This is a genomic window from Turicibacter sanguinis, assembly GCF_013046825.1.
In the GTDB taxonomy this organism is placed as follows: Bacteria; Bacillota_I; Bacilli_A; order MOL361; family Turicibacteraceae; genus Turicibacter; species Turicibacter sanguinis.
This window is the reverse complement of sequence record NZ_CP053187.1, coordinates 2,593,626-2,617,027: the sequence shown is the minus strand read 5'-3', so window position 1 is coordinate 2,617,027 and position 23,402 is coordinate 2,593,626. Positions and strand designations below refer to the sequence as shown.

Here is a 23,402-nt window from a genome sequence, read left to right as displayed (position 1 = left end):
GCTTATGAATCTAAGCTTGAAAGTAAAAATTTAAAACGAGGTGTTACAATGCCAAATTACTTTATTGTTCAAACAGGAAATGATGGAATGGATCGCGATTGTCATGAACACAATCATCATGATCGCGATTGTCATTGCCGCTGTAAACACGAATCACAAGAACCAACTAGAAACTGTGAATGTCAATCTTCAGGAGAGTTATTAGATAATCCAGGATTTGAATCTTTTACAGCAGCAGAGGTTCCAACTGATTGGACTGTTACTGGTACAACTGCTAGCCAAATTTCCCAGGGGCGAGTTCACTCAGGACAATCAGCTGTTAGATTATCAGGTAATACTACTTTAACACAGACAGTAGACGTTTCTGATGATAGTCGATGTTACTATGAGTTTTCATTCTTTGCTAACGCTCAGGGGACTGGCGGACCACTAACTGCTACTGTAACTTTTTTACCTTCTAATGTAGTTGGGTTAACAATTCCGATAAGAAGTGGGGATCTTCCAACAGGTGAAAGTATTTTCTCATATTATCGTGGTATTACTTCGCAAGCACCTGCTGGCACTGAACAAATAGAAGTGAGATTCGTATATGGTAATGCCGGCATCGAGGCAGTAAATATAGACGATGTTTCTTTATCAGTCGATTAAAAATCTTAAGTTATCAAAATAGGTTCTCTTATTAAAAACATGATATAAGCGCCATTTAGTAAAGATAATTTCTGTATTCAACAGGAATTATCTTTTTTTCATGTTAGAGGATAATAAAAAAGAATAAGTCATTCTTCAAATGAATAAAGTTGTTAACAGAAAGCTAAGTGAGAGATAAACTCTTAGATGAGCGCTACCTTTAAGTAAAAGATATTGTGTAGATTATATGATCTATCAACTCTTAGATTTATTCATTTATGTTGTCATTTTTTTATAAATCAGTTCGACTTTGATAGGTTTTAACATAAGCTTAAGTATAAGTCTTATGAAATAGGAGAGAATGGGATGAATAAGAAATTTATTTTTACTTTTTTTAATGTGGTTAGTTATGTATTTTTATTAGTTTGTTCTTTTTTTATTAATGGAAAAACAGCCTTCAGTGTAGCGGGAGCTCAACCGCTTATTACCCCAGCACCTTACGCGTTTTTGATTTGGATTATCATCTATTTATTATTTGGGATTTGGATTATAAGATTTGGCTTTAAGTCTACTGAATACGATGTTGCATATCAAAAAGTGAGTCGCTTTATCCCGTTAGTATTTTGCTTTGCTGGAGGATCGTTGTTGGTTGGTCAACCAATTGCAGTTTTTTGTATCATAGGTTCTTTATTAATGACTGTATTCAGTTATATCTCTTGCCGACATGCCACTAGCAAATCATCTTTTTTTAGAGTGCCATTATCCGTTTATTTAAGTTGGATTTCAATTGCTAGTTTGATTGAAACTTTGATTGTGTTAAAGAGTCGTTGGGGTGTTGAATTATTCGGATTATCTGAGACGTTTTGGACAATTTTTCTTTTAATGTTTATTGGATTTATCGCAATTACTATTTTGTCAACACAACAGGACTTTATTTATCCGTCTGTCATTATTTGGGCATCGATTGGGATTGCAATGAATCATTTGAATCATGCGTCAATTTTTATAACGTGTTGTGGCGTTATCTTATTAATTGGTCTGATGATGGATTATATGAAGCGAATCACAGAAAAATAGAGAAAACGTTTTAATTTATTGAAATATTCCTCTTTCGTTTTGAATAGGATGTATTAGGAGGGATTTAGGAATAAGGGTGATGTGTGTGATGATTGGCCAGGAGATTTTTTTTATGGCATTAGAGGAAATCAAACAGGAATATCCTAAATATGAATTTATGGTTAGCCGTGATGTCACTTGGATTTTACAAAAAAAGATGAAGCGTTTAATCGAAGAAAAGGGACTTCCTTTTGAATTGTATCAAGATTATCCTCTTGAAAAGGGATGTTATGAACACAAAGAGAATGAATTAGTTTTGGTGACTCAAGGAACTAATTACAAAGAATTATTTAGTGGGAGAGCTCAGGCGGAGTTAGTGATTCGTATCTTATTAGAACCATCAAAATTACGTCAAGATGTATGCTCACACCATTTACCTCGTGTATTGGTTACGCAACTGACAGAGAATATTAGAAAAGTTCAGAGTTTAGTTCACTCAGGAAAAACGAAAGAAGGGATTTCTTTATTGATTGACGAGTATTCAAGACACCGCCATCAAGTGATTCAGGATAAAGACGTTGTTTGGGAATCATGGGGAGATTATGATGATTCAGGATTTAATATTTCAGTTCTGGTTGCTACTTTTTAAAGGGGGGATGAGGAGATGGAGCGGCATTTTAAAATTATTGATCATTACTATCCTCATGATGAAATTTGGATTGTTAATGAAAGTAAATTAAAATCAGATTTTAGATATCTTAAAGCAGCTAATCTTGAAGAATTGTTAGCACAAATGAGAGAACAAGGGTATGATGTTTTAGAATTTAATCTTCCTAAGAATTATTAGAAGAAAAAGGAGACGCTTTTTTATAAGGGTCTCCTTTTTAGCTTACTGTTCAAAAATGTGACTGCTTGAAGTAGGAGGGGCGATAGAGAATTAGGATTTTTTTATAGTTCGGAAGTTCTAACTTATTTTTGCATAGAAGTGATACGCCCGGGGCTGTGAAGATTTTGAGTGAGATTGCTTCTTTTTGCTCAAAAGAAGACAATGTTTATCTTGAGCGCTTAAGGGAATAGCTAGGAGTTTTCGATTTGTTTTTACAATCAGATTTGGGACTATCAACGGTATTCTCACGTCACTTATGTAGTTATTCATCCTTTTCTTTTGTTTTTTTAGCGTCGAACACTAACTCGTTTTTATTCTAAATGAATTTTAATTGTTTTATAACGCATCTATTTTCTTTGTTATTAGGATTCACGTGTGACAGTAATTCTAAATGAGTAGCTTAGCTTCTTGTATCCAAACATAACAAGCTTTTATTCAGCAAGTATTTTGAGTGTATCTTTATAATTTTATGAGTTAAATAACACGTCGCTTCGAAATTCGATTTTTGCAATTTTCATCATCATGATCGGAATTGTTTAGTCGTTTTTTCTCCAATGTTAACATAGGACTTAAACTATCACTATTTGACTGCATTTTTTATCCCTCATGCTATTTCTTTATAAGTAAATAATAAATTTCCATATTTTAACTCATCTCTTCGCTTTTTTCTTGTTCTTCTTTTGTGGTCTCTTTATTTTTTTCTTTCATCCCTTTTTCTGTTTTTATTTTTTTTGCTATTTTTTTATATTCAATATAATAAAAGTTATATTGAATATAAACTTATCGTAGTTTTTGTGTATACTTTCGTATACTATTGTAAACACGTTATTTACGTCGGTGTATGAGTTTGTATACTTATGTATACTTTTGTGCACATGGAATAGGGGTGGTAGCAAAAAATAAAAAAATAGGGTATAATAAAGAAAAAAGTGCGATGGAAAAAGGTGAAGATAGATGGCAGATGCAGTATTAAGTGTGCGAATTGATGAGGAATTAAAGCAGAAGTTTCTCGTTTTAGCGCAAGAAAATGGGATTAATAACAAAGAATTAATGGAAGTCATGGTGTCACAGTTTGAGTTAGCGCAAATTAGAGATGGATCCACTCAGTTTAATCAAGACTTAGAAGAATTACAACGAATTACAAAACGTATGAATGATATTTATATTAATATGTTTGAGCGAACTCAAGTGCGTGAATTAGAGATTAAAAATAAGGAATCAATCTTAAGACATAAACAAGAGGAAGAAATTGCGGCTCTAAACGAAAAATTGGAGATTATAGAGCAAAAAGATAAAGAATTACAGGGTTTAAAGGATAAACTCAAGAAGATGTCTCAGGATTTTGGTGTCTTAAAAGAGGAGCAAGAGAATATTCGTGAGTTAAATCAGTTATTAAAAGATAAAAATAGTCAGTTAGAGAAAGTATTTGCTGATTCGCAAGCTAAAATAGAAGCGGCAAATCAGGTGCTTGAGGAGTCGGTGAAGTTAAAGGCGTTGGTTCAGGATCAAGAAGCGTTAATTAAACGCCAAGAATTCCAGTTACAAAAAGAGATAGAAGAACAACAAAATTTGAAAGTGAAGATGGAAGAAGAGAAAAGAATAGCAATCCAAACGCTTCAACAGGAGTTTGAATTCGAGAGACGAAATCATCAGTTAGCCTTGAGTGAAATGCAATTGGAAATGAAGAAGCAGGCTGCTATAGAACTTGAAGAAGTGAATGAAAAGGCACGAAAGCAAATTGAAGAGTTATCAAAAGAAAAACAGGATTTAGTAGAAGTTTTAAAACAAAAAAATGCCAGCCTAGACTAGTTTGATATCAGCACTAGTGATAGAAGAAAATGAACGAATTAATGTATTTGTCACTTTATGTGATGAACAAATGTATGTTGTAAAGAGGGTTGGCCTGTGTAAATCACCGCTTAAATAGCGGTGATTTTTTTGTTTACGTATAGTGTTAGTTGTGAAAATTGAATACAACAAAAAGTTTAGTATTCTATTACTTGAGGTAAAAAGTGAGAAAAATATCAAAAAAAGTATTGATTTTATTAAATTTATATAATAAACTAATCGTAATTCAACTGAAAGTTGGATTTAATCGATGTATAAATGCTTTAAAAAACAATAATTGGTATCAAAATCACCGATTAGAAGGTATTTTTTAGGGTATTTATATTTTTTGTTTGTTGTTTAATTTATTGTTTTTTTGGAAAAAAATATATTTTTTTACCCAAAAAGTTTATAAATACTAAACAAAACGTGTTATATTCTTAGATTTTTAATTGAAAGGAGGGAAAAAGGTGTTGCAACTAAGTGCAAAAGAATTGAGAGAGAACAGAGAATTGGCATTTCAAAAAACTCATCATCAAAAGTTGCCACTGCTTAACGCTCTTAAACAATATGGTGAGAAAGATATTGCTGCTTTTGATGTACCAGGACACAAGCGAGGCGTTGGGGTGAAAGTACTAAGAGACTATTTTGGAACGGAGCTGATGAAATTAGATGTCAATTCATTGCCACTTCTAGACAATGTCTCTAACCCAAAGGGGGTCATTGCCGCATCACAAGCTCTACTTGCTGATGCCTATCAATCAGATGCTGCTTTTTTTATGACAAATGGGACAACGTCTGCGATTCATTGCATGTTAATGTCTGTTTTAAAACCAGGTGATAAAGTCTTATTACCACGTAATATTCATAAGTCTGCACTTAACGGATTGATTTTGTGTGGTGCGATTCCTGTTTATTTACCGACTGAGTTTAGAAGTAAAGAAGGAATTTCAGCCAATGTGGATCCACAGGAGATAAAAAAAGCATTAATGAGCGATGAAGAAATTAAAGCCGTCTTTTTGCTCAATCCAACGTATTATGGATTTGTGACGGACTTGAAGACCATTATTACGATCAGTCATGAGCGAAATGTTTTAGTGTTAGTCGATGAAGCGCATGGTGCGCATTTTCCGTTTCACGAGGGATTGCCTCCATCAGCGATGGAGCTTGGGGCAGATATTTCCTGTGTCAGTCTCCATAAAACAGGTGGGGCACTCACACAGGCATCAGCCATGCTTGTCAATTCGAGTCGAGTGGATGTCATGAAAGTTCAACAAGTCATTAATATGCTCCAGTCCACATCCGCATCATACTTACTTATGGGAAGCTTAGATGGAGCGAGACAAAATTTAGTCTTACATGGCAACAAACGATTAAGTCATGTCATTAACTTAAGTCATTATGCGAGAGAACAACTCAATCAAATTCCAGGAATTCAAACCATTCAACCTCAGGATTCTAAACGTCCATTTGATGTGACCAAACTTGGAATCCATGTTGCCGGACTTGGGATGACTGGTTTTGAAGTATACGATTTGTTGTGGAAGGAATTTTCCATCCAACTTGAAATGGCGGATTTAAATAACGTCTTAGCTATTATTAGTTTAGGGGATTCTAAGCGAAATATTGAGCGTTTAATTGAAGCTTTTCGTTTGTTATCTAAACGTTATACGAAGGCTAAAACAAGTCATTTAATTCCTACTCGACAAATTGAACCAGAAGTTAAACTCTCACCTCGTGATGCTTATTTTAGCGAGAAAGAGTTAGTTCTTCTTGAAGAATCATCAGGGAAAATTTCGGGAGAATCTATTTTAGCCTATCCCCCAGGGGTTCCAATTATTGCACCAGGTGAACTAATTACAAATGAAGTCATTCGAACCTTAAAACAGTTAATTAAAAGTGGTGCTTTTTTAACGGATCAAACGGATAAAAATTTAGATCACATTTTAGTCATTAAATAAACAAAAAAGGAGTCCTAAAAGATGCATAAAGTTGAAACATTAGGTCGCCATATTTTAGTTGAATACTATAATTGCGATAAAGAAGTATTAAAGAATCCAATGTATATTGAAAAATCAATGAATGAGGCAGCCATTGAAGCAAAAGCAACGATTGTTGAATCGGTTTTCCATCATTTTAATCCATGGGGCGTAAGTGGTGCTGTTATCGTAGCAGAATCTCATTTAACGATTCATACTTGGCCGGAGTATGGATTTGCTTCAGCGGATTTCTTTACATGTGGCGATATTGATCCATGGAAGAGTTTTGAATATTTAGAAGACTTATTAAAAGCAGAATTTAGTGAATCAATTGAAATTCCAAGAGGATTAACCTCTAAAATTCAGAAACATAGTAAAGAAGATTTAGGATTAATTACACATAAACCAGTCGAACAAGCTGGATAGCGTCACAAAGATAAGGAGAGATCAAGATGGAGTTTTGGTATACAGAAGAATGGACAAATAAGGTACGTTTCTCAGTAAAGGTTGAGAAGCAATTATTTTCAAAGAAATCAGATTTTCAGCAAGTTGATGTATTTAAAAGTGAAGAACTCGGTACATTTTTAACGTTAGATGGATTAATGATGGTCAATGAGAAAGATGAATTTATTTATCATGACTGCATTGTACATACCCCAATGTGTGTGAATCCAGCCATTAAAAAGGTGCTAGTAATCGGCGGCGGTGACGGTGGAACCGTTCGTGAACTAACACGATATTCTCAAATCGAAAAGATTGATATGGTTGAAATTGATGAGCTAGTTGTTCGAGCCTCACAAGAATATTTACCGATTACGGCCTCTAAATTAGAGGATGAGCGAGTGAACTTATACTTTGAAGATGGAGTGGCATGGGTAGCAAACGCTACATCAGGAACTTATGATTTAATTATTGTGGATTCAACGGATCCAATTGGACCTGGAGAAGGGTTATTTACAACTGAATTCTATGAAAATTGCTATCGTATTTTATCAAAAGATGGAATTTTAGTGAATCAAAATGAAAGTCCATATTTTGCTCATAATGCACATGAAATGAAGCGAGCACATGAGAAGATTCATCGAATTTTCCCAATTTCTAAAGTGTATCAAGCACATATTCCAACTTATCCATCAGGGCATTGGTTATTTGGCTTTGCTTCTAAAACGCTTGATCCACTTCTAGATGCTAAAGTAGATAAATGGCAAGCTTTAGGGTTGAAAACGAAGTATTATAATACAGATTTACATATGGGGTCATTTATGCTCCCAACTTATGTGAAGGAGATGTTAGAAGATGCAAAAACGATTAAGTAATCGTGCAACGTTTATGGCAATGGATGTCAGTTTTGAAGAAGCAGAAGTGGTTGTCTTTGGGGCTCCTTTTGATGGAACGACCTCTTATCGTCCTGGAACACGTTTTGCGGCTGGACAACTTCGATGTGAATCAGAAGGAATCGAGACCTACAGTCCATTGCTTGATTTAGATTTAGAAGACTTCAAGATTTGTGATTTAGGGGATGTCAATTTATCGAATGGTAATACAATAAAATGTCTAGAAGAAATTAAAGAAGTGACAAAAGAAGTATTAGAAGCAGGGAAAAAGCCGTTGATGATTGGAGGAGAGCATTTGGTTACTCTTCCAGTCATGGAGGCTCTTTTTGAAAAGTATCAAGATATTCATGTGCTTCACTTTGATGCTCATACAGACTTGCGTCAGACGTATCATAATGAGACGTTATCCCATGCGACAGTCATTCGTCGTATACATGATTTACTTGGGGATGGACATATTTTTCAATTTGGAATTCGTTCGGGAACAAAGGAAGAGTTTAATTTTGCATTAAAAGATTACCATACTTATATGGAGCCGTTTACGGTTCACAGTGTCGCTAAAGTTCTGAAGTCTTTAAAAGGATGTCCAGTGTATGTCACACTTGATTTAGATGTGTTAGATCCATCCATTTTCCCTGGAACAGGAACTCCAGAAGCGGGAGGCATTACTTATCGTGAGCTAGAAACAGTGTTTACGGCACTTAAGAACGCAGAGGTTGAGTTAGTAGGAGCCGACTTGGTTGAGTTAAGTCCGCATTATGATCAATCGAATGTCTCAACGTTAGTGGCATGTAAAGTATTAAGGGAACTTGCTTTATTAGTATCAAGTAAAAAAAGAGAGGAAGAAATCATCGATGAAACAGCGTAAATTATTTACATCAGAATCAGTTACAGAAGGGCATCCGGATAAAGTTTGTGATCAGATTTCAGATGCTATTTTAGATGCCATCGTAGCACAAGATCCAATGGCTCGCGTGGCTTGCGAAACCGTTGCATCTAAAGATTTAGTGTTAGTAACAGGGGAAATTACAACAACGGCAAGTGTTGATTTTGAATCTGTTGTTCGTGAAACGATTCGTGAAATTGGCTACATAGCAAAAGAGATTGGATTAGATGCTAATAACTGTCGTGTCATGGTTGAGTTAAATGCTCAATCACCAGATATCGCACAAGGGGTTAATGAATCACTTGAAGCACGAGAATTCGATGAGCAAGAAGCCGTGATTGGAGCTGGAGATCAAGGGTTAATGTTTGGATATGCTTGCCGTGAAACAGAAGAATTTATGCCATTACCGATTTCGTTGGCACATAAACTGGCTAAACGTTTAAGTGAAGTTCGTAAAAATGGAACACTTTCATATTTAAGACCAGATGGTAAAACACAAGTAACGGTTGAATATGATGAACAAAATCAGCCAGTTCGTATTGATACGATTGTCATTTCAACTCAACATGATGAAGAAGTGTCTCATGCTCAAATCGTTACTGATTTAAAAGAGCATGTTATTTCTCCAATTATTGAGACAACGTTAATGGATGAAAAAACACGTTTATTTATTAATCCTACAGGACGTTTTGTCGTTGGAGGACCTGATGGGGATGCTGGTTTAACAGGACGTAAAATTATAGTTGATACATATGGTGGCTATGCCCGCCATGGAGGGGGAGCTTTCTCAGGAAAAGATTCAACAAAAGTCGATCGCTGTGCAGCCTATATGGCACGTTTTATTGCAAAGAATCTTGTTGCAAATGGACTGGCTGATAAATGTGAAATTCAATTATCTTATGCTATTGGAGTTGCAGAACCTACTTCAATCTTAATTGAAGACTTTGGGACAGCTAAAGTTTCAACCGAAAAATTAGTTTCTATTATTAAGGAAAACTTCAAACTACATCCTCAAGGGATTATCGAGATGTTAGAGTTACGTCAACCGATTTTTAAAGAAACAGCAGCGTATGGACACTTTGGCCAACCGCATTTTCCATGGGAGCGAGTGATTCCATTAGCTGTTTAACACATTTAATTTTAAAAAGTAGCGCATTGCGCTACTTTTCATTTTATAGAAAGAATATTCTACTTTTACCAGACATATAATAAGCCATATAGGATTAGAATTGAAATCTATTTCAAACTGATAATGGTGGTCGTGAAAGTAGCTGTATGGACTCATGCTATTCATTAAACTATGTAATCCTTCAGAAATACAAAATTGCTGAGGTGAAAGTCATGATTTACAAGTTATTTAATTATCTTAAATCAGTTTCAATTGAAAGTGAAGAAGGGATTCAAACTCTGACACATGAAGGAAAGTATTATCAAAATGATCATGTCTGTTTAGAGGTACAAGAAGTAAATCATAATGAGATTCAATTCAAAGTTGTCAATGCAGATTGTGAGATTAAGCATATTTATGTTGATTTCATAAATCCGATTGAAAATGTGAAAGCAACACTTGATGATAATGGAAACTTATTACCGATTAGTGATGACGATATTTTACAAAATCAATGCTATGTTTATTCTGATTGGGGAACGTATGCATTGGGTATTGAAAATGGTTATGATAAAGGTGTTAATTTTCAAGTCGACCCAAATGAGATTCATTTATCATTTGATTTAAATGAGTCTAAGTTACCATGTTATCGTTTATTATTTGAAAAGTATTTATCCGTTTATAAAGGCTCTGAAATTGTGAATCGATTTAAACATCAACTTGGATATTAAAAGACAAAAAGGTAAAGATGAGTCTGTTCATCTTTATTTTTTTATGTGAATTCAGTCATCTAAAGATCTATCCTATAGTGAGAAAGATTTGTGGAAGGGATATAAAATTATTGTACAAAAATGACAATTATCGACAGAAAAGAGATGAATTTTTTGAATCGTATGATAAACTAGTAACGAAGGGAGGATATTAGAGTTTAGAAGGAATAGGGTCGATGTTTTAAGGGAGGATTTATGAATAAAAGAGCTTTGGCAGTGGCAATCGTTACTGCATTATTGAGTGGTTGTCAAAAAAGTGGACATGAAGAGTTTAAAATGGAGTCATCACTAGAAGAGAGTGATGTTATAGATATAGCATCTCAAGAAGAAACAGTCGAAGAGGAAATCGTGACGGAAATAATTTCAAAGGATTATGAGACCGTTGCAAAATCAATTGATGCTTATTTGCAAGAGCAGTTATTCAATGGAGTAGCGTTAGTCTCAACAGGTGATGATTTAATTTTAGTTAAAGGTTATGGGTTAGCTAATGTTGAAAATCATGAACCGATGACAATTGATAAAAAGTTTCAGATTGCTTCGGTCTCAAAGTCATTTGTGGCTGTTAGCATTTTACAATTAGTCGAAAGTGGGCAATTGACTCTTGAGCAAACGATTGATACGTATTTTCCAACGTTACCCCATGGAGAAGAAATTACCATCCATCAATTGCTAACCCACACCTCGGCTCTTTATTCAGGCGATGATTTGACGAATTATAATCAGGCGACGACGCTTGATCAGGTGATTGCAGATGCTTTTAAGGAAAATAATCTGTATTATGAAGAACCAGGAGTCTATGCGATTTATTCAAATTTAGGTTATGATCTTCTGGGGGCCATTATTGAGCAAATTACAGGAATGTCTTATGCTGATTATGTTCGACTTAATATCTTAGAGCCTTGCGAGATGACAGATTCAGGATTAAATATGGATGCGGTGCCACTAGATAATATGGCAACCGCTTATAATGGAAATATTGCAGAGGGTTATAATGCGAAGATTTTGAATCCTTCGTTTGGATATGCTTCAGGTGGTTTGCATTCAACCGTTATGGATTTGTTTAAGTATGATCGAGCGCTTGCTAAAAATGAGTTGATTTCTGAGGAAAGTTTTAAGATGATGTCTACACCGTATTCTAAAATTGGCAATAAGGATTACGGTTATGGGTGGTACGTTGATATGTATCTTGAGAATACGATTTCCCATCCTGGTAACTTGATTGGATGGCATTCCATGCTTTTGCATCATAAAGAAGATAAAGTATCCGTTATTTTATTGACCAATCACGATGAAAGCGATATGAATATGGCATTTACCATCGCTCGATTAGTGTTAACCAATTTGGAATCGCAATAAAATAAGAAAAAAGAGTCGTAATTTTTTAATTATGACTCTTTTTTGATATAATAAAAGCCTTAGAAAGGGGATTGTCAAATGAGAATAGGTGTGATAGCAGATATTCATGGGAATTTACATGCCTTGAAGGCGATTATTCGCGACTTAAATAAAGCAGGAATCAGTGATTATATCATTGCAGGCGATTTAATCGCAGACTGTTCGCAACCTAATGAGGTTTTAGATTATATTAAGACCCTGAATGCAACGGTGATCAAAGGAAATCGTGAAGATTATGTTTTGAGTTATTTAAAAGGTGAGAACCAACACTGGAGAAACTATGAACAGATGGCAAGTGTCGTATGGACGGCGAAAACGTTAACGAAAGAAAATGTGGAGTATATTAAAGGGTTATCTGATTCGTGTGTGAGGTCATGTGGGAAGTGTGGGTGTATCAGGATTGTACATGGATCACCCTTTCATATTAGTGAGCACTTATATGAGGATAAAGAACAAGATCGTTTATTAGAAGCAGTTCAAGCTTGTCAAACTGAAGTACTCGTTTGTGGACATTCGCATCGACCTTGGAAAAAAGAAGTGAATCAGACACTGGTGTTAAATCCAGGTGCAGCGGGAGTCCATTTTAATCAGTGGAGTGGGGCTGAGTATGCTATCTTAAGTTTTGAAAATGGCAAGTGGCAAGCTAGTCATCATATTGCATTGTATTCAGTTGAGGATTTTAAACAAACGATGCACAAGAGCTCGCTTTATGAAGTGGCACCGATATGGGCTCGTTTAATTGTACAGTCGATTGAAGAAGGATTTAATGCCAATATTAATTTCTTACGCTCATTTGAAGCAACTGATTTTCATGATGGATTGATTGAAAATGAAGTTTGGAACCAACGAGCTAAGGTGTGGTTTAATTTTGAAATAAATCATCACCATGGAAATAATTAAAATTCTTCAAAAATGACCAGAATTAAACAGAATCTTTAATGAATAGTCAATTTAATCATTTTACGTCAGTTATGATATAATAAGATAAAAATATAGTTATGAAGTGAGGTTCATGGATCATGATCAGTAATTTTATATGTCCGCTTTGTCAAACCCAATTAGTAGTAGAAGAAAGAAGCTATAAATGTCACAAGGGACATAACTTTGATAGAGCAAAGAGTGGATACATTAATCTTTTAATGTCACAACAAACGAAAAAAAAGCGTCATGGTGACGATAAATTAATGGTTCAGGCCCGAAAAGAATTTTTAGAATCAGGTTATTACAATGTTTTACGTGAAAAACTGCAAGATGTTGTAAACAAGTATGCCAAAGATCAGGATGTAATCTTAGATGCTGGTTGTGGTGAGGGCTGGTATACGGATCATATACTAAAGCATTTAACGGAGCAGTCTTTGCACATTAAGATGCTTGGGATTGATATTTCAAAGTGTGCCGTTGATTATGCAGCCAAACGTAATAAAAAGATTGAATTAGCAGTGGCAAGTATTGCTGATTTACCAGTCGCGGATCAATCATGTGACATCATCATTTCTATTTTTGCTCCGTTTTTAGGTGAGGAATGTCAACGTGCGTTAAAAGAATATGGACTTTTAATTAAAGTCATTCCACTCGAGAAACATTTATGGTCGTTAAAAAAAGCGGTATATGACACGCCTTATGAAAATGTCATTGAGAATTTAGAGGTAGATGGTTTTGAGTTAATTGAAAGACATGATATTAAAGAGATGATGCATCTTACAAATAATCATGATATCGTTAGCTTATTTATGATGACACCGTATTATTATAAAACAGGCCGAGAAGATCAAATGAAGTTAAACTCAGTTCAAACACTTGATACAGAAATTGAGTTTGCTATATTAGTTTATCGAAACCAGGTAGGTCGCTAGAGGGATGTTTAATCCCTCTGTTTTTATTTTCAGCTACTTACAGATTAGGGACTCACTGATTGGGCGATAATAAAGCATATGAATTTTTTATAGGTGGTGTAATGTTAGATGAAGTATCAAAAACCAACTCAAGACGAGTTAAGAGCTAGATTAACTCCGATGCAATATGAAGTGACACAAAATAATGGAACCGAGCCTCCATTTACTAATGAATATGATCAACATTTTGAAGAAGGAATTTATGTTGATGTTGTGAGTGGGGAACCCCTCTTTTTATCACGTGATAAATTTCATTCGGGCTGTGGGTGGCCTGCCTTTTCAAAGCCCATTCATCGGAGTATGATTAAGGAGAAAGCCGATTGGTCCCATCAGATGCATCGAATTGAGGTGCGAAGTCAAAAAGCAGATTCTCATTTAGGTCATGTGTTTAATGATGGACCCTTATCATCGGGTGGTTTACGATATTGTATTAATTCAGCTGCCTTACGTTTTATTCCAAAATCAAACATGAAAGAAGCGGGATATGGACAGTACATCGAATTATTGTAGATTCATTTGCTTCGATTTTTGTAACAGTATCTTAATCATGTCTGTTTAGTGCACTCTCGTACATAGGCTATTTCATGAATAAAGTGTGCATCATTCTTTGAGTTTCTCAAATTTTATTTAAAAATCGCTTTTCTATTTTTTAGAGAAAAGCGATTTTTTTCTTTTATAAATATGTCTAAAATGTGTCTTGTGTTTTTGATGAGATATGTTAGAATAACATTTAATTACAATTATTGGTAATTAATTGTTTGATTATGAAGGGGAAATCATGATCAAGAAGAGTTAATTATAGATTAGAAATCAGGGGGGATGAGTGTATGGCAAGACAACAATGGAGTTCAAGAAGTACTTTTATTATGGCTGCCATTGGTTCGGCAGTTGGACTTGGAAATGCTTGGCGATTTCCGGGGATTGCGTATGCAAATGGGGGAGGTGCCTTCTTAATTCCTTATTTTGTGGCGTTACTAACAGCTGGAATTCCATTATTAGCACTTGAGTTATCTATCGGGAAGAAATATCAGTCTGGTGCTCCAAGTGCTTTTGCAAAAATGAATAAAAAGTTTGAATGGATTGGTTGGTGGGGAGTCGGAACAGCATTTTGTATTTGTGCGTATTATTCAGTGGTCGTCGCATGGGTCATTGAGTATGTGGCGCTGTCATTTAAGTCACCTTGGATTGAAAAAGGGGCAGCTGATATCTTTACGGGGGATGTATTACAGGTTTCGAGTGGAATGTTTGATTTCGGTGGTTTTAGTCCTGTGGTGTTTTTAGCACTTATTTTTGCTTGGGTTTGCATTTGGTATTGTATCCGTCACGGAGTCACATCAGTCGGGAAAGTCGTGAAGTATACCGTTATTTTACCTGTTATTTTACTTGTTTTCTTAATTATTCGTGCGATGACTTTACCGGGAGCATTTGACGGTTTGAGTTATTACTTAGTTCCAGATTGGTCAGCATTACTAGATATTAATGTGTGGGCGGCAGCTTACGGTCAAATATTCTTTAGTTTGAGTATCTTATTTTCTATTATGGTGGCCTACGGTAGTTATTTAAACAAAGAGGCAGAAGTAACAAAAGATGCGATGATCATTGGGTTTGCAGATGCGGGAATTAGCTTTTTATCCGGAATCGCAGCCTTTGGGACACTTGGATACTTATCAGCAGTCAGTGGAACACCGATTTCACAAATGAAGCATACGGGGATTATGCTAGCTTTTGTAACGTATCCTGAGGCGTTAGCTCAAATGCCAGGTGGCCGTTTGGTAGTCATTTTATTTTCTCTTGTTTTTTTCATCATGTTATTTACCCTTGCAATTGATTCTGCCTTTTCGATTGTTGAAGCTATTATTACAGCGGTGGTTGATAAATTTGGATGGAATAAATCCAAAACAACGTTATGGGTATGTGTGATTGGATTTGCATCGAGTCTAATTTTTGCGACGCGGGCTGGACTTTATTGGTTAGATGTTGTGGATCACTTTGTGAATGACTTTAATTTAATTGCGATTGGATTCGTTGAATGTTTAGCTTTAGGATGGGTATTTGGAGCGGATAACATCCGCGACTATCTCAACAGTAATACCGATTTTAAATATGGAAAGTGGTGGAGTGCCTGCATCAAATACCTTTGCCCAGTTATCTTCTTATTTATTAGTGTGACCTATTTAATCACAAATTTAACAACACCATATGATGGTTATCCAGTATCTAATCTAATTGCTGGGGGATGGGGGATTGTCCTATTAACCGTTATTTTTGGTATTGGAATAAGTTTGGTGAAAGGTAAAAATGAGGATAAAGCCACAGTTAGTTAAGCTAGGTTTACTAAGAGAGGAAAGTCTATCTTGAAACATCACAACTAAAAAACATTTATTTTCCTAATAGAAATGATAAAACGAGCTTAGAAAGTGACATGAATAACCTATTAAGTAAATGGCTTAAATTTATTTAATAGGTTTTTTTGTTAAATAAATTTAGGCCATTTAAAGTCTGACTTAGTAAAAATTAGTTATGATTCACCATTTTTGTGTCAATACTAATAATAGAACGTTAAGATTAACAAAACATTTGTTTAAGATTGAAGAGTTAACAGTAGGAGTTGTCGTCATGAATGAAGAAAAGAATCATCCACAGCAAGTTTTAATGCTTGCATTAGATATTGGCGAGAAGCTAACAAAATGTGGTGCAGAGATTGGACGTGTTGAAGATTCTATTATTAGGATTTGCAAAGCATATGGAGTTAAACGAATTGATGTTTTTGCGATCAGATCATTAATTATTGCGACCATCCAAACAACTGATGGTGACATTATTACGCAAACGAGGCGAATATATTCTTATGGTACAAATCTTGAAGGGTTAGAAGGCGTGAATACGTTATCTCGTCTGATTTGCGAGACAGCACCAAATTGTATAGAAGTTCGAGAAAAAATTAATGAATTGGAACAATCTCGCCCTCCAATCAATTTTTCTGTCTGCTTGGGTTGTATTCTTATTGCGACAAGTTCTTGTATTTACTTTGGAGGAGAAGTCATCGACATGGTTCCATCTGCCATCGTGGCAGCTTTTATTTTTTACTTAGATAATTATTTTAAAAAAGATTACATGAATCAGGTCTTATATATGGTATTGTGTTCCATGCTCGCTGGAATGCTGACGATTTTATTAGTTAAGTTAGGGATTGGAAAAAACATTGATAAGATAATGATTGGAGATATTATGGTTTTAATCCCGGGTCTTGGAATAATGACAGCTTTTAGAGAGATTTTATCTAGAGATTTATTAGCTGGCTTAATGCGATTTTTTGAGTCAATTTTAGTTGCGTCAGCCATTGCGTGTGGATTTTCATTAGCATTATACTTTATGGGAGGTCTATTACAATGAAAGAAAATATGATTTTAATCATCAGTGCAACCATTGAGAGTTTAGGGTTTGCACTCCTTTTTCGAGTAAGGAAAGATAGACTGATTTATGGTACGATTGGGGGAATGGTTACGATTACCATTTATTTATGGCTCTTTTCTATTCATCAAGATGCTTTTTTAAGTAACTTAATTGCAGGAATTTTTGCAACCGCTTATTCAGAAATCTTTGCCCGTGTTTTAAAATCTCCTGCTATTGTCTTTTTAGTGCCATCTGTTATTCCATTAGTACCCGGAGGAAGTCTTTATTATGCGATGAGAGCTTTTATTTTAAATGATGAACCTGAGTTTTCAAGTCATCTTCATAATACATTTAGTACAGGAATAGGGATAGCCGTTTCGATTATATTAGTATCCATTTTCTTTTACTATTTAAAATCGTTAAGAAAAAAGTTTAAGTATTAACGCTTCAGGATGAAAGATTAGTTTTGATTAGTCTGATAAAAAAAGTCAGCGAAATAGGGGCGATTTGCTATAATAGAAAGATGAAAACGATAATGAATCGGTATTAGAAGGAGAGATTAAAATGAATGAGAAGACCTATCTTTTAAAAGAGATTGAATTACAATATAACTATCGACTTGAAGATGGAGTTACGTACACTAAGTCAAAATATTTAGTGAATGATCTTTTTAAAAGTATTAAAGGGAGTGTTAATTGTGAGTTTGGCGGTTTTGAACAACTTGGTTTCACGGAAATAGAAGTCAAGCAGCTGATTAAAACTTATATCGATCAGTTATCTAAATAATCGAATTTCGCTGTCTTTAAGGGTTCTAAAAACGAAGACTGATTAAAAAACGTTATATTTTATCCTATTATTTGACAATATTAGGTAGATGAATTATGATAGTGTCATTATAAATGAAGACAGGAGGTGCTAAGCATGGAAAATACAGAAAAAATTCTTGAAGCGATGAAAAATGCTGGAGAACCTCTTAACAATGGTAAAATTGTAGAGTTAACAGGTCTTGAAAAGAAAGACGTCGAAAAAGCGATGAAACAATTAAAAGCTGAAGAAAAAATTGTTTCCCCAAAAAGATGTTATTGGCAACCTAAATAAAAAAATTAAAAACCCAGACCTAATGTGTCTGGGTTTTTAATTTTTAGGTAAAAGAGTTTGTGAAAGGGCACGGCTAGTTAGCTTTTTTATCAACCACCATAACTTCCTATAATGTATATTATGTAAACTTAATGATAAAAATAAAAGATATACATAGTTTCCTTTTTTGAATTCCAAACTATATTGAGTCTATTTTAGGAGGTTTTAAAATGAAAGTTCCACTTTGGTTAGATACGACGGTCGTTCCTAGTTATCATTCGCTATGTGAAGATCTATCTGTTGATGTTTGTATTGTGGGTGCCGGAATAACTGGGATTACGTTGGCTTATTTGTTACGTGATTCTGGCTTAAAGATTGCATTGATTGATTCAGACCAAGTTATTCATGGGACAACTGCTTATACAACGGCGAAATTAACTGCTGGTCAAGGGTTAATTTATCAGGATTTAATTCAAAATGTTGGTTATGATGGTGCAAAGCTATATTATGAATCACAGCAAGAAGCCATTGATTTTGTGGCGAAAACGATACATGATTTAAAGATTGATTGTGATTTTGTAAGACTCCCCCACTATGTCTTTACCCAAGAGGCATCAAACTTATCAAAATTTGAGGCAGAATATGAAGCCTGTCGTTCACTAAACATGGATTGTGAACTGGTAGAATCGCTCGATCTCCCCTTTCCAATTGAAAAGGCCATTGCATTTAAAAATCAGGCACAGTTTCATCCATTAAAGTATTTAGTCGGTTTATTAAAGGCACTAGCTGAGTATTCTAATATTTCGATCTATGAGCATACAACAGCCTGTGAGATGGTTTTCAATGAGGATCAAAGTTCCTCAATCATCACATCTAATGGATATAAGGTTAACGCTAAGCGTGTGGTTCAAGCCTGTCATTTTCCATTTTATGATGATGGATCGCTTCTCTTTTCTAAAATTGAGATGAGTCATTCCTATTTGATAGCGGTTGAGAATGCTTCTTCCCTACCCCATGGAATGTATATTTCGTATGAATCGCCAACACGCTCCATTCGGACGTATCAAAATTTTCTTTTAATTGGAGGTGAAAATCATCGTCCAGGTACCGTGAAAGATACGAATGAAAATTATGAAGCCTTGATTAACTTTGCAAAAGAAAAGTTTCAAACGGATGCTATTTCATATGAGTGGTCAACACAAGATGTTGTCTCGATTGATCATATGCCTTATATAGGGAGACTTCATAAAGATTGTTTAAATCAATTCGTTGCAACTGGATATTGTAAATGGGGAATGAGTAATGGAACCGCGGCGGCTCTTCTTTTAAATCAATTGATTAGAGGGATGGATAGTCCGTATACTGCCCTATTCTCTCCAAGCCGTTTAAACTCTAAAATGGCAATTAAGAATTTAATCGCTTACAATTCAAAGGTAGCGTTTGAATACATAAAAGGTAAGTTAAAATTAGGTGAGAAAAACGTAGAATTAGGTGTTGATGAAGCAACCATTATAGCCACTAACGAAGGAAATTATGGTTTGTATAAAGATAAAGAAGGGCTTCTTTATCTAGTTGATATCACCTGTCCTCATCTAGGGTGTGAGCTAGCTTTTAATACGGCTGAACGAACATGGGATTGTCCTTGTCATGGATCACGATTTTCTTATACGGGAGAGGTAATAGAAGGACCTGCTCATCAAGCATTAAGTTGTCATCATAATAAAATGAATCCTAATATTTTTAGATCAGATGATTAACTACAAAATACTACATCTTGTTAAGATTGGAATAGAGTTCTTACTGTTTTAGCAAAAGAATTCAAGGTATTTTGTCAAAGAAAATCGAAAGAAAGGAGGGATAAAACAGCAATCAAGGTTTGTTGTCTGTTATGTCTTGAAACTCTTAATCTTTTAAAAGTATAATAGTAATGAGCCAGTTGTGCTCACACTCCTTATCTTTACCTACATTCCTAAAACACCATTGACCGGCAATGGTGTTTTTTTATTTTTTTAAATATTATGATGATTTATTGTATATAATTTTAAATTCAAACCATAATATGATTGAGCCCAACTTAGACATTACAACTTAGAGCTCACCTTTCTTCTCTTTCTCATACCTCTATTTATGTTGTATCTATATTGTATTTGAAAAGACACTGCTACAGTGTTTTTTTTATTTGTTTTTTAAAAAAAATGGAAAAAATTAACTTTTAAATGGTTTGACTTTTCTAGGCATCGGTCATATAATAATCATAATTCAGGGCACGATATTTCCACATATTGGTGTTTTGGGTGATAAATTCAAGGGGAATTTATCTAGTAGGATGATTAGAATAACCCAATAGAAGGTTTGTGAGATTATGATTGATTACATGGAATCTCGAGTACTCTATTAGACTCACAAACTCTCCAAGATGGAGAGTTTTTCTAATCAGTTATCAGTTGAATTGCATAAGGAAGGAAAAAGGAAGGAATGATGGTATGAAAGCTAGTAAATGGTTGAACATTTTAGGGATTGGGATTGTTTTTTGTGGTAGCTTTCTCGTAGGATGCAGTAAGCAAGAAAATTCAGACGTTAAAACGATTGGAGTTTTACAGTATATGGAACATGCTGCACTGGATGCCTCTTATGAAGGATTTGTGGCAGCACTAGAAGCTGAAGGTTATGTGGATGGTGAAAATATTAAATTTGATTTAAAAAATGCTCAAGGAGATATGGCGACGACACAAACAATTGCTAAACAATTTGTATCAAATCAGGTGGATATGATTTTTGCCATTGCAACAGGAGCTGCTCAGGCTGCTTATAATGCAACGCAAGAGATTCCAATCGTCATTACAGCTGTAACTGATCCTGTTTCAGCTGAACTTGTTAAAGATTGGGATGTCACGGGAACTAATGTAACAGGAACGAGTGATTTAACACCTGTTGAAAAACAAATGAACTTAATTAAAGAACTTGTACCGAATGCTAAAACAATTGGTGTCATCTATACAACAAGTGAAGTGAACTCACAAGTCCAAGTCTCAATGGCAAAAGAAGCTGCTAAATCTTTAGGATATGAGATTGTAGAAGTGGGGATAACTTCTGTGAATGATATTCCAATTGCTGTTTCATCAATTATTGATAAAATTGACGTGATGTATGCCCCAACGGATAATTTAGTAGCCAGTGCGATGCCGGTGTTATGGAATGCTTGCGTGGAGAAAAAGGTACCTGTCATTACGGGTGAAGAAGGAATGGCAACTGCAGGTGGAGTTGCCACAGAAGGAATCGATTATTACCAGTTAGGATATGAGACTGGATTAATGGCAGTCGAAGTATTAGAAGGAAAAGATCCGAGCACTATGTCCATTAATACGCTTGAGAATACAACGTTAATTGTAAATCAACAGAATGCAGATGCGATTGGACTTGTGATTCCTGAGGATATTTTAAGTGAAGCTGAAATTGTAGAAGGTGACTAGTATGACCGTTCTACTAACCGTTTTAGAACAAGGTTTGATTTTTGGAATTTTAGCACTCGGTGTTTACTTAACCTATAAAGTTTTGGATTTTGCAGATTTATCAGTTGAAGGGACGTTTCCACTAGGCGCTTCAATCACTGCCCTACTTTTAACCCAAGGGATAAATGCTTCTGTTGCCATCTTCATTTCATTTATTGGAGGCATGTTAGCAGGAGCTGTGACAGGGCTCTTACATGTGAAATTGAAAATCACGAACCTTCTTTCAGGAATATTAGTGATGAGTGGATTGTACTCTATTAACTTAAGAGTGATGGGGAATCGTGCGAATATTGCACTCTTTAATCAAAAACATCTTTTTTCAACATCCCTCCCTACCCTGCTTACGATTGTTCTTGTGGTCATGGTGGTGAAGTTATTGGTTGATTTGTTTTTGAAAACAAAATTTGGATTTATGGTCAAAGCAACAGGAGATAACCCTCAATTAGTCACGACACTCGGTGTTCATATCGGTTTTGTGAAGATTGTTTGTTTAATGATTTCTAATGGGTTAGTTGGATTAGCTGGTTCTTTAAGTGCTCAATATCAAGGGTATGCTGATGTCACCATGGGAACTGGAACGATTGTCATTGGATTAGCGGCTGTTATCTTCGGAGAAGCGATATTTAAAAAATCATCTTGGATTCTTCCAACAACCACGGCCATTATTGGTGCTATTTTGTATCAGGGTTGTACAGCTCTTGCTTTGCAATTTGGATTTCCACCTAATGATTTAAAATTACTAAGTGCTGCTATTGTGACACTGGCTCTAGCTTTAAATCATTATCATTTTAAAGTTACTCTCTTTAAAAAACATGAAATGAAAGGTGGGATAAGAGATGTTAAGGATCCAACAACTGAGCAAAACTTTTTATCCGAACACAGTTAATGAAAAAAGAATCTTTGATTCTTTAAACTTGACGGTTTTAGATGGTGAATTTGTGACCATCATCGGAAGTAATGGCGCCGGAAAATCCACATTATTAAATTTAATATCAGGCTCAATTTCTGCTGATAGTGGCACAATTTTCTTAAATCAAGAAGATTTAACACATACAGTTGAATATGAAAGAACAAGGTTCATTAGTCGGGTATTTCAAAATCCAACGATGGGAACCTCTCCTTCTATGACGATTGCTCAAAATTTATCATTAGCTAAAAATAAAGGGAAACGATTTGGATTATCTTTTTTAGAATCTAAAAAGGATTTAAAGTTATTTAAAGAACTTGTTACCCCATTAGAATTAGGCCTAGAAAAGCAAATGCACTCCCCTGTTGGGCTATTATCAGGTGGGCAACGACAAGCGTTATCATTATTAATGGCAACACTCGTTAAACCAGAATTGTTGTTACTTGATGAGCATACAGCGGCACTGGACCCTAAAACATCAGCAAAAATTATGGAATTGACGAATCAAATCGTTACAACTTCAAATATTACCACCTTAATGATTACACATAATTTAAGTCAGGCGATTACTTATGGTAATCGATTAATCATGCTACATGATGGCCATGTTGTATTAGATATTTCAGGTGATGAGAAAAAACAATTAACACCTGAAAAATTATTACATCAATTTGAACAAAATATTGGTGGTCAAATCAGTGATGAACTATTATTTTCATAATTTTTTAAAGGGAGAGTCTTGAGTTAAACCTTTTA

24 protein-coding genes are annotated in these 23,402 nt (G+C 35.0%); all 24 read left to right on the top strand.

Going from position 1 to position 23,402, the window contains the following annotated elements:
- Nucleotides 1–48: 48 nt before the first annotated feature.
- The 24 genes from HLK68_RS12710 to HLK68_RS12595 all read left to right on the top strand — a co-directional run bounded on the left by HLK68_RS12710 (nt 49) and on the right by HLK68_RS12595 (nt 23,367).
- Nucleotides 49–648 (top strand): hypothetical protein, encoded by a 600-nt coding sequence (locus HLK68_RS12710; protein WP_006784697.1) that lies wholly within the window; start codon nt 49–51, stop codon nt 646–648.
- Between the two features lie 345 nt (nt 649–993).
- Nucleotides 994–1,704 (top strand): hypothetical protein, encoded by a 711-nt coding sequence (locus HLK68_RS12705; RefSeq protein ID WP_006784696.1) that lies wholly within the window; start codon nt 994–996, stop codon nt 1,702–1,704.
- 112 nt (nt 1,705–1,816) lie between these two features.
- Nucleotides 1,817–2,332 carry a hypothetical protein gene (locus HLK68_RS12700; RefSeq protein WP_006784695.1) on the top strand — a complete coding sequence of 172 codons (516 nt, stop codon included), beginning with the start codon at nt 1,817–1,819 and terminating at the stop codon, nt 2,330–2,332.
- Nucleotides 2,333–2,347: 15 nt separating this feature from the next.
- Nucleotides 2,348–2,530 (top strand): hypothetical protein, encoded by a 183-nt coding sequence (locus HLK68_RS12695; RefSeq protein ID WP_055165563.1) that lies wholly within the window; start codon nt 2,348–2,350, stop codon nt 2,528–2,530.
- Between the two features lie 993 nt (nt 2,531–3,523).
- Nucleotides 3,524–4,378, top strand: a complete 855-nt coding sequence (locus HLK68_RS12690; protein ID WP_132942716.1) for a coiled-coil domain-containing protein — start codon at nt 3,524–3,526, stop codon at nt 4,376–4,378.
- A 488-nt stretch (nt 4,379–4,866) separates the two neighbouring features.
- On the top strand, nt 4,867–6,357 hold the full coding sequence (locus HLK68_RS12685) for an aminotransferase class I/II-fold pyridoxal phosphate-dependent enzyme (RefSeq protein WP_238526658.1): 1,491 nt from the start codon (nt 4,867–4,869) through the stop codon (nt 6,355–6,357).
- A gap of 21 nt (nt 6,358–6,378) precedes the next feature.
- Nucleotides 6,379–6,801, top strand: coding sequence for an adenosylmethionine decarboxylase (gene speD / locus HLK68_RS12680; RefSeq protein WP_006784691.1), 423 nt, complete (start codon nt 6,379–6,381; stop codon nt 6,799–6,801).
- Nucleotides 6,802–6,827: 26 nt separating this feature from the next.
- A complete protein-coding gene (gene speE, locus HLK68_RS12675; protein WP_132942717.1) occupies nt 6,828–7,691 on the top strand; it encodes a polyamine aminopropyltransferase in 864 nt (287 codons plus the stop codon).
- Nucleotides 7,672–8,577 carry an agmatinase gene (gene speB / locus HLK68_RS12670; RefSeq protein WP_006784689.1) on the top strand — a complete coding sequence of 302 codons (906 nt, stop codon included), beginning with the start codon at nt 7,672–7,674 and terminating at the stop codon, nt 8,575–8,577. Before speE ends, speB begins: the two co-directional genes overlap by 20 nt.
- Nucleotides 8,564–9,724 (top strand): methionine adenosyltransferase, encoded by a 1,161-nt coding sequence (gene metK / locus HLK68_RS12665; RefSeq protein ID WP_006784688.1) that lies wholly within the window; start codon nt 8,564–8,566, stop codon nt 9,722–9,724. Before speB ends, metK begins: the two co-directional genes overlap by 14 nt.
- A 212-nt stretch (nt 9,725–9,936) precedes the next feature.
- Nucleotides 9,937–10,434 carry a hypothetical protein gene (locus tag HLK68_RS12660; protein WP_006784687.1) on the top strand — a complete coding sequence of 166 codons (498 nt, stop codon included), beginning with the start codon at nt 9,937–9,939 and terminating at the stop codon, nt 10,432–10,434.
- 234 nt (nt 10,435–10,668) lie between these two features.
- Nucleotides 10,669–11,829, top strand: coding sequence for a serine hydrolase domain-containing protein (locus tag HLK68_RS12655; protein WP_006784686.1), 1,161 nt, complete (start codon nt 10,669–10,671; stop codon nt 11,827–11,829).
- 78 nt (nt 11,830–11,907) lie between these two features.
- Complete coding sequence (locus HLK68_RS12650; RefSeq protein ID WP_006784685.1) at nt 11,908–12,768, top strand: metallophosphoesterase family protein; 861 nt, start codon at nt 11,908–11,910, stop codon at nt 12,766–12,768.
- Between the two features lie 119 nt (nt 12,769–12,887).
- Nucleotides 12,888–13,721 carry a putative RNA methyltransferase gene (locus tag HLK68_RS12645; protein ID WP_132942718.1) on the top strand — a complete coding sequence of 278 codons (834 nt, stop codon included), beginning with the start codon at nt 12,888–12,890 and terminating at the stop codon, nt 13,719–13,721.
- A gap of 108 nt (nt 13,722–13,829) precedes the next feature.
- Entirely contained in the window at nt 13,830–14,270 is a 441-nt protein-coding gene (gene msrB, locus HLK68_RS12640) for a peptide-methionine (R)-S-oxide reductase MsrB (RefSeq protein WP_009607059.1), read from the top strand.
- Nucleotides 14,271–14,587: 317 nt separating this feature from the next.
- Nucleotides 14,588–16,084, top strand: coding sequence for a sodium-dependent transporter (locus HLK68_RS12635; RefSeq protein ID WP_009607060.1), 1,497 nt, complete (start codon nt 14,588–14,590; stop codon nt 16,082–16,084).
- Nucleotides 16,085–16,376: 292 nt separating this feature from the next.
- Nucleotides 16,377–17,153: a threonine/serine exporter family protein gene (locus HLK68_RS12630; protein ID WP_006784681.1), complete on the top strand. Its 777-nt coding sequence runs from the start codon at nt 16,377–16,379 to the stop codon at nt 17,151–17,153.
- Nucleotides 17,150–17,596: a threonine/serine exporter family protein gene (locus tag HLK68_RS12625; protein ID WP_006784680.1), complete on the top strand. Its 447-nt coding sequence runs from the start codon at nt 17,150–17,152 to the stop codon at nt 17,594–17,596. Before HLK68_RS12630 ends, HLK68_RS12625 begins: the two co-directional genes overlap by 4 nt.
- Before the next feature lie 121 nt (nt 17,597–17,717).
- Nucleotides 17,718–17,939: a hypothetical protein gene (locus tag HLK68_RS12620; protein ID WP_006784679.1), complete on the top strand. Its 222-nt coding sequence runs from the start codon at nt 17,718–17,720 to the stop codon at nt 17,937–17,939.
- Between the two features lie 135 nt (nt 17,940–18,074).
- The gene (locus tag HLK68_RS12615) at nt 18,075–18,251 is read left to right on the top strand and encodes a hypothetical protein (protein ID WP_006784678.1); all 177 of its coding nucleotides are present in this window, start codon (nt 18,075–18,077) and stop codon (nt 18,249–18,251) included.
- A gap of 209 nt (nt 18,252–18,460) precedes the next feature.
- Nucleotides 18,461–19,987 (top strand): FAD-dependent oxidoreductase, encoded by a 1,527-nt coding sequence (locus HLK68_RS12610; protein ID WP_132942719.1) that lies wholly within the window; start codon nt 18,461–18,463, stop codon nt 19,985–19,987.
- A gap of 726 nt (nt 19,988–20,713) precedes the next feature.
- Entirely contained in the window at nt 20,714–21,700 is a 987-nt protein-coding gene (locus tag HLK68_RS12605; protein WP_006784676.1) for an ABC transporter substrate-binding protein, read from the top strand.
- A gap of 1 nt (nt 21,701) precedes the next feature.
- Nucleotides 21,702–22,625 (top strand): ABC transporter permease, encoded by a 924-nt coding sequence (locus HLK68_RS12600; RefSeq protein WP_006784675.1) that lies wholly within the window; start codon nt 21,702–21,704, stop codon nt 22,623–22,625.
- Nucleotides 22,576–23,367 (top strand): ABC transporter ATP-binding protein, encoded by a 792-nt coding sequence (locus tag HLK68_RS12595; protein ID WP_055165566.1) that lies wholly within the window; start codon nt 22,576–22,578, stop codon nt 23,365–23,367. Before HLK68_RS12600 ends, HLK68_RS12595 begins: the two co-directional genes overlap by 50 nt.
- Nucleotides 23,368–23,402 lie beyond the last annotated feature (35 nt).

Bases quoted from the DNA above. Each gene is read 5' to 3' on its own strand.
- HLK68_RS12650 (WP_006784685.1), top strand. From the start codon at position 11,908: ATGAGAATAGGTGTGATAGCAGATATTCATGGGAATTTACATGCCTTG.
- HLK68_RS12615 (WP_006784678.1), top strand. From the start codon at position 18,075: ATGGAAAATACAGAAAAAATTCTTGAAGCGATGAAAAATGCTGGAGAA.
- HLK68_RS12690 (WP_132942716.1), top strand. From the start codon at position 3,524: ATGGCAGATGCAGTATTAAGTGTGCGAATTGATGAGGAATTAAAGCAG.
- speB (WP_006784689.1), top strand. From the start codon at position 7,672: ATGCAAAAACGATTAAGTAATCGTGCAACGTTTATGGCAATGGATGTC.
- HLK68_RS12605 (WP_006784676.1), top strand. From the start codon at position 20,714: ATGAAAGCTAGTAAATGGTTGAACATTTTAGGGATTGGGATTGTTTTT.
- HLK68_RS12600 (WP_006784675.1), top strand. From the start codon at position 21,702: ATGACCGTTCTACTAACCGTTTTAGAACAAGGTTTGATTTTTGGAATT.
- HLK68_RS12635 (WP_009607060.1), top strand. From the start codon at position 14,588: ATGGCAAGACAACAATGGAGTTCAAGAAGTACTTTTATTATGGCTGCC.
- HLK68_RS12705 (WP_006784696.1), top strand. From the start codon at position 994: ATGAATAAGAAATTTATTTTTACTTTTTTTAATGTGGTTAGTTATGTA.
- HLK68_RS12655 (WP_006784686.1), top strand. From the start codon at position 10,669: ATGAATAAAAGAGCTTTGGCAGTGGCAATCGTTACTGCATTATTGAGT.
- HLK68_RS12695 (WP_055165563.1), top strand. From the start codon at position 2,348: ATGGAGCGGCATTTTAAAATTATTGATCATTACTATCCTCATGATGAA.
- HLK68_RS12645 (WP_132942718.1), top strand. From the start codon at position 12,888: ATGATCAGTAATTTTATATGTCCGCTTTGTCAAACCCAATTAGTAGTA.
- speE (WP_132942717.1), top strand. From the start codon at position 6,828: ATGGAGTTTTGGTATACAGAAGAATGGACAAATAAGGTACGTTTCTCA.
- msrB (WP_009607059.1), top strand. From the start codon at position 13,830: ATGAAGTATCAAAAACCAACTCAAGACGAGTTAAGAGCTAGATTAACT.
- HLK68_RS12660 (WP_006784687.1), top strand. From the start codon at position 9,937: ATGATTTACAAGTTATTTAATTATCTTAAATCAGTTTCAATTGAAAGT.
- metK (WP_006784688.1), top strand. From the start codon at position 8,564: ATGAAACAGCGTAAATTATTTACATCAGAATCAGTTACAGAAGGGCAT.
- HLK68_RS12620 (WP_006784679.1), top strand. From the start codon at position 17,718: ATGAATGAGAAGACCTATCTTTTAAAAGAGATTGAATTACAATATAAC.
- HLK68_RS12595 (WP_055165566.1), top strand. From the start codon at position 22,576: ATGTTAAGGATCCAACAACTGAGCAAAACTTTTTATCCGAACACAGTT.
- HLK68_RS12630 (WP_006784681.1), top strand. From the start codon at position 16,377: ATGAATGAAGAAAAGAATCATCCACAGCAAGTTTTAATGCTTGCATTA.
- HLK68_RS12710 (WP_006784697.1), top strand. From the start codon at position 49: ATGCCAAATTACTTTATTGTTCAAACAGGAAATGATGGAATGGATCGC.
- speD (WP_006784691.1), top strand. From the start codon at position 6,379: ATGCATAAAGTTGAAACATTAGGTCGCCATATTTTAGTTGAATACTAT.
- HLK68_RS12625 (WP_006784680.1), top strand. From the start codon at position 17,150: ATGAAAGAAAATATGATTTTAATCATCAGTGCAACCATTGAGAGTTTA.
- HLK68_RS12610 (WP_132942719.1), top strand. From the start codon at position 18,461: ATGAAAGTTCCACTTTGGTTAGATACGACGGTCGTTCCTAGTTATCAT.
- HLK68_RS12700 (WP_006784695.1), top strand. From the start codon at position 1,817: ATGGCATTAGAGGAAATCAAACAGGAATATCCTAAATATGAATTTATG.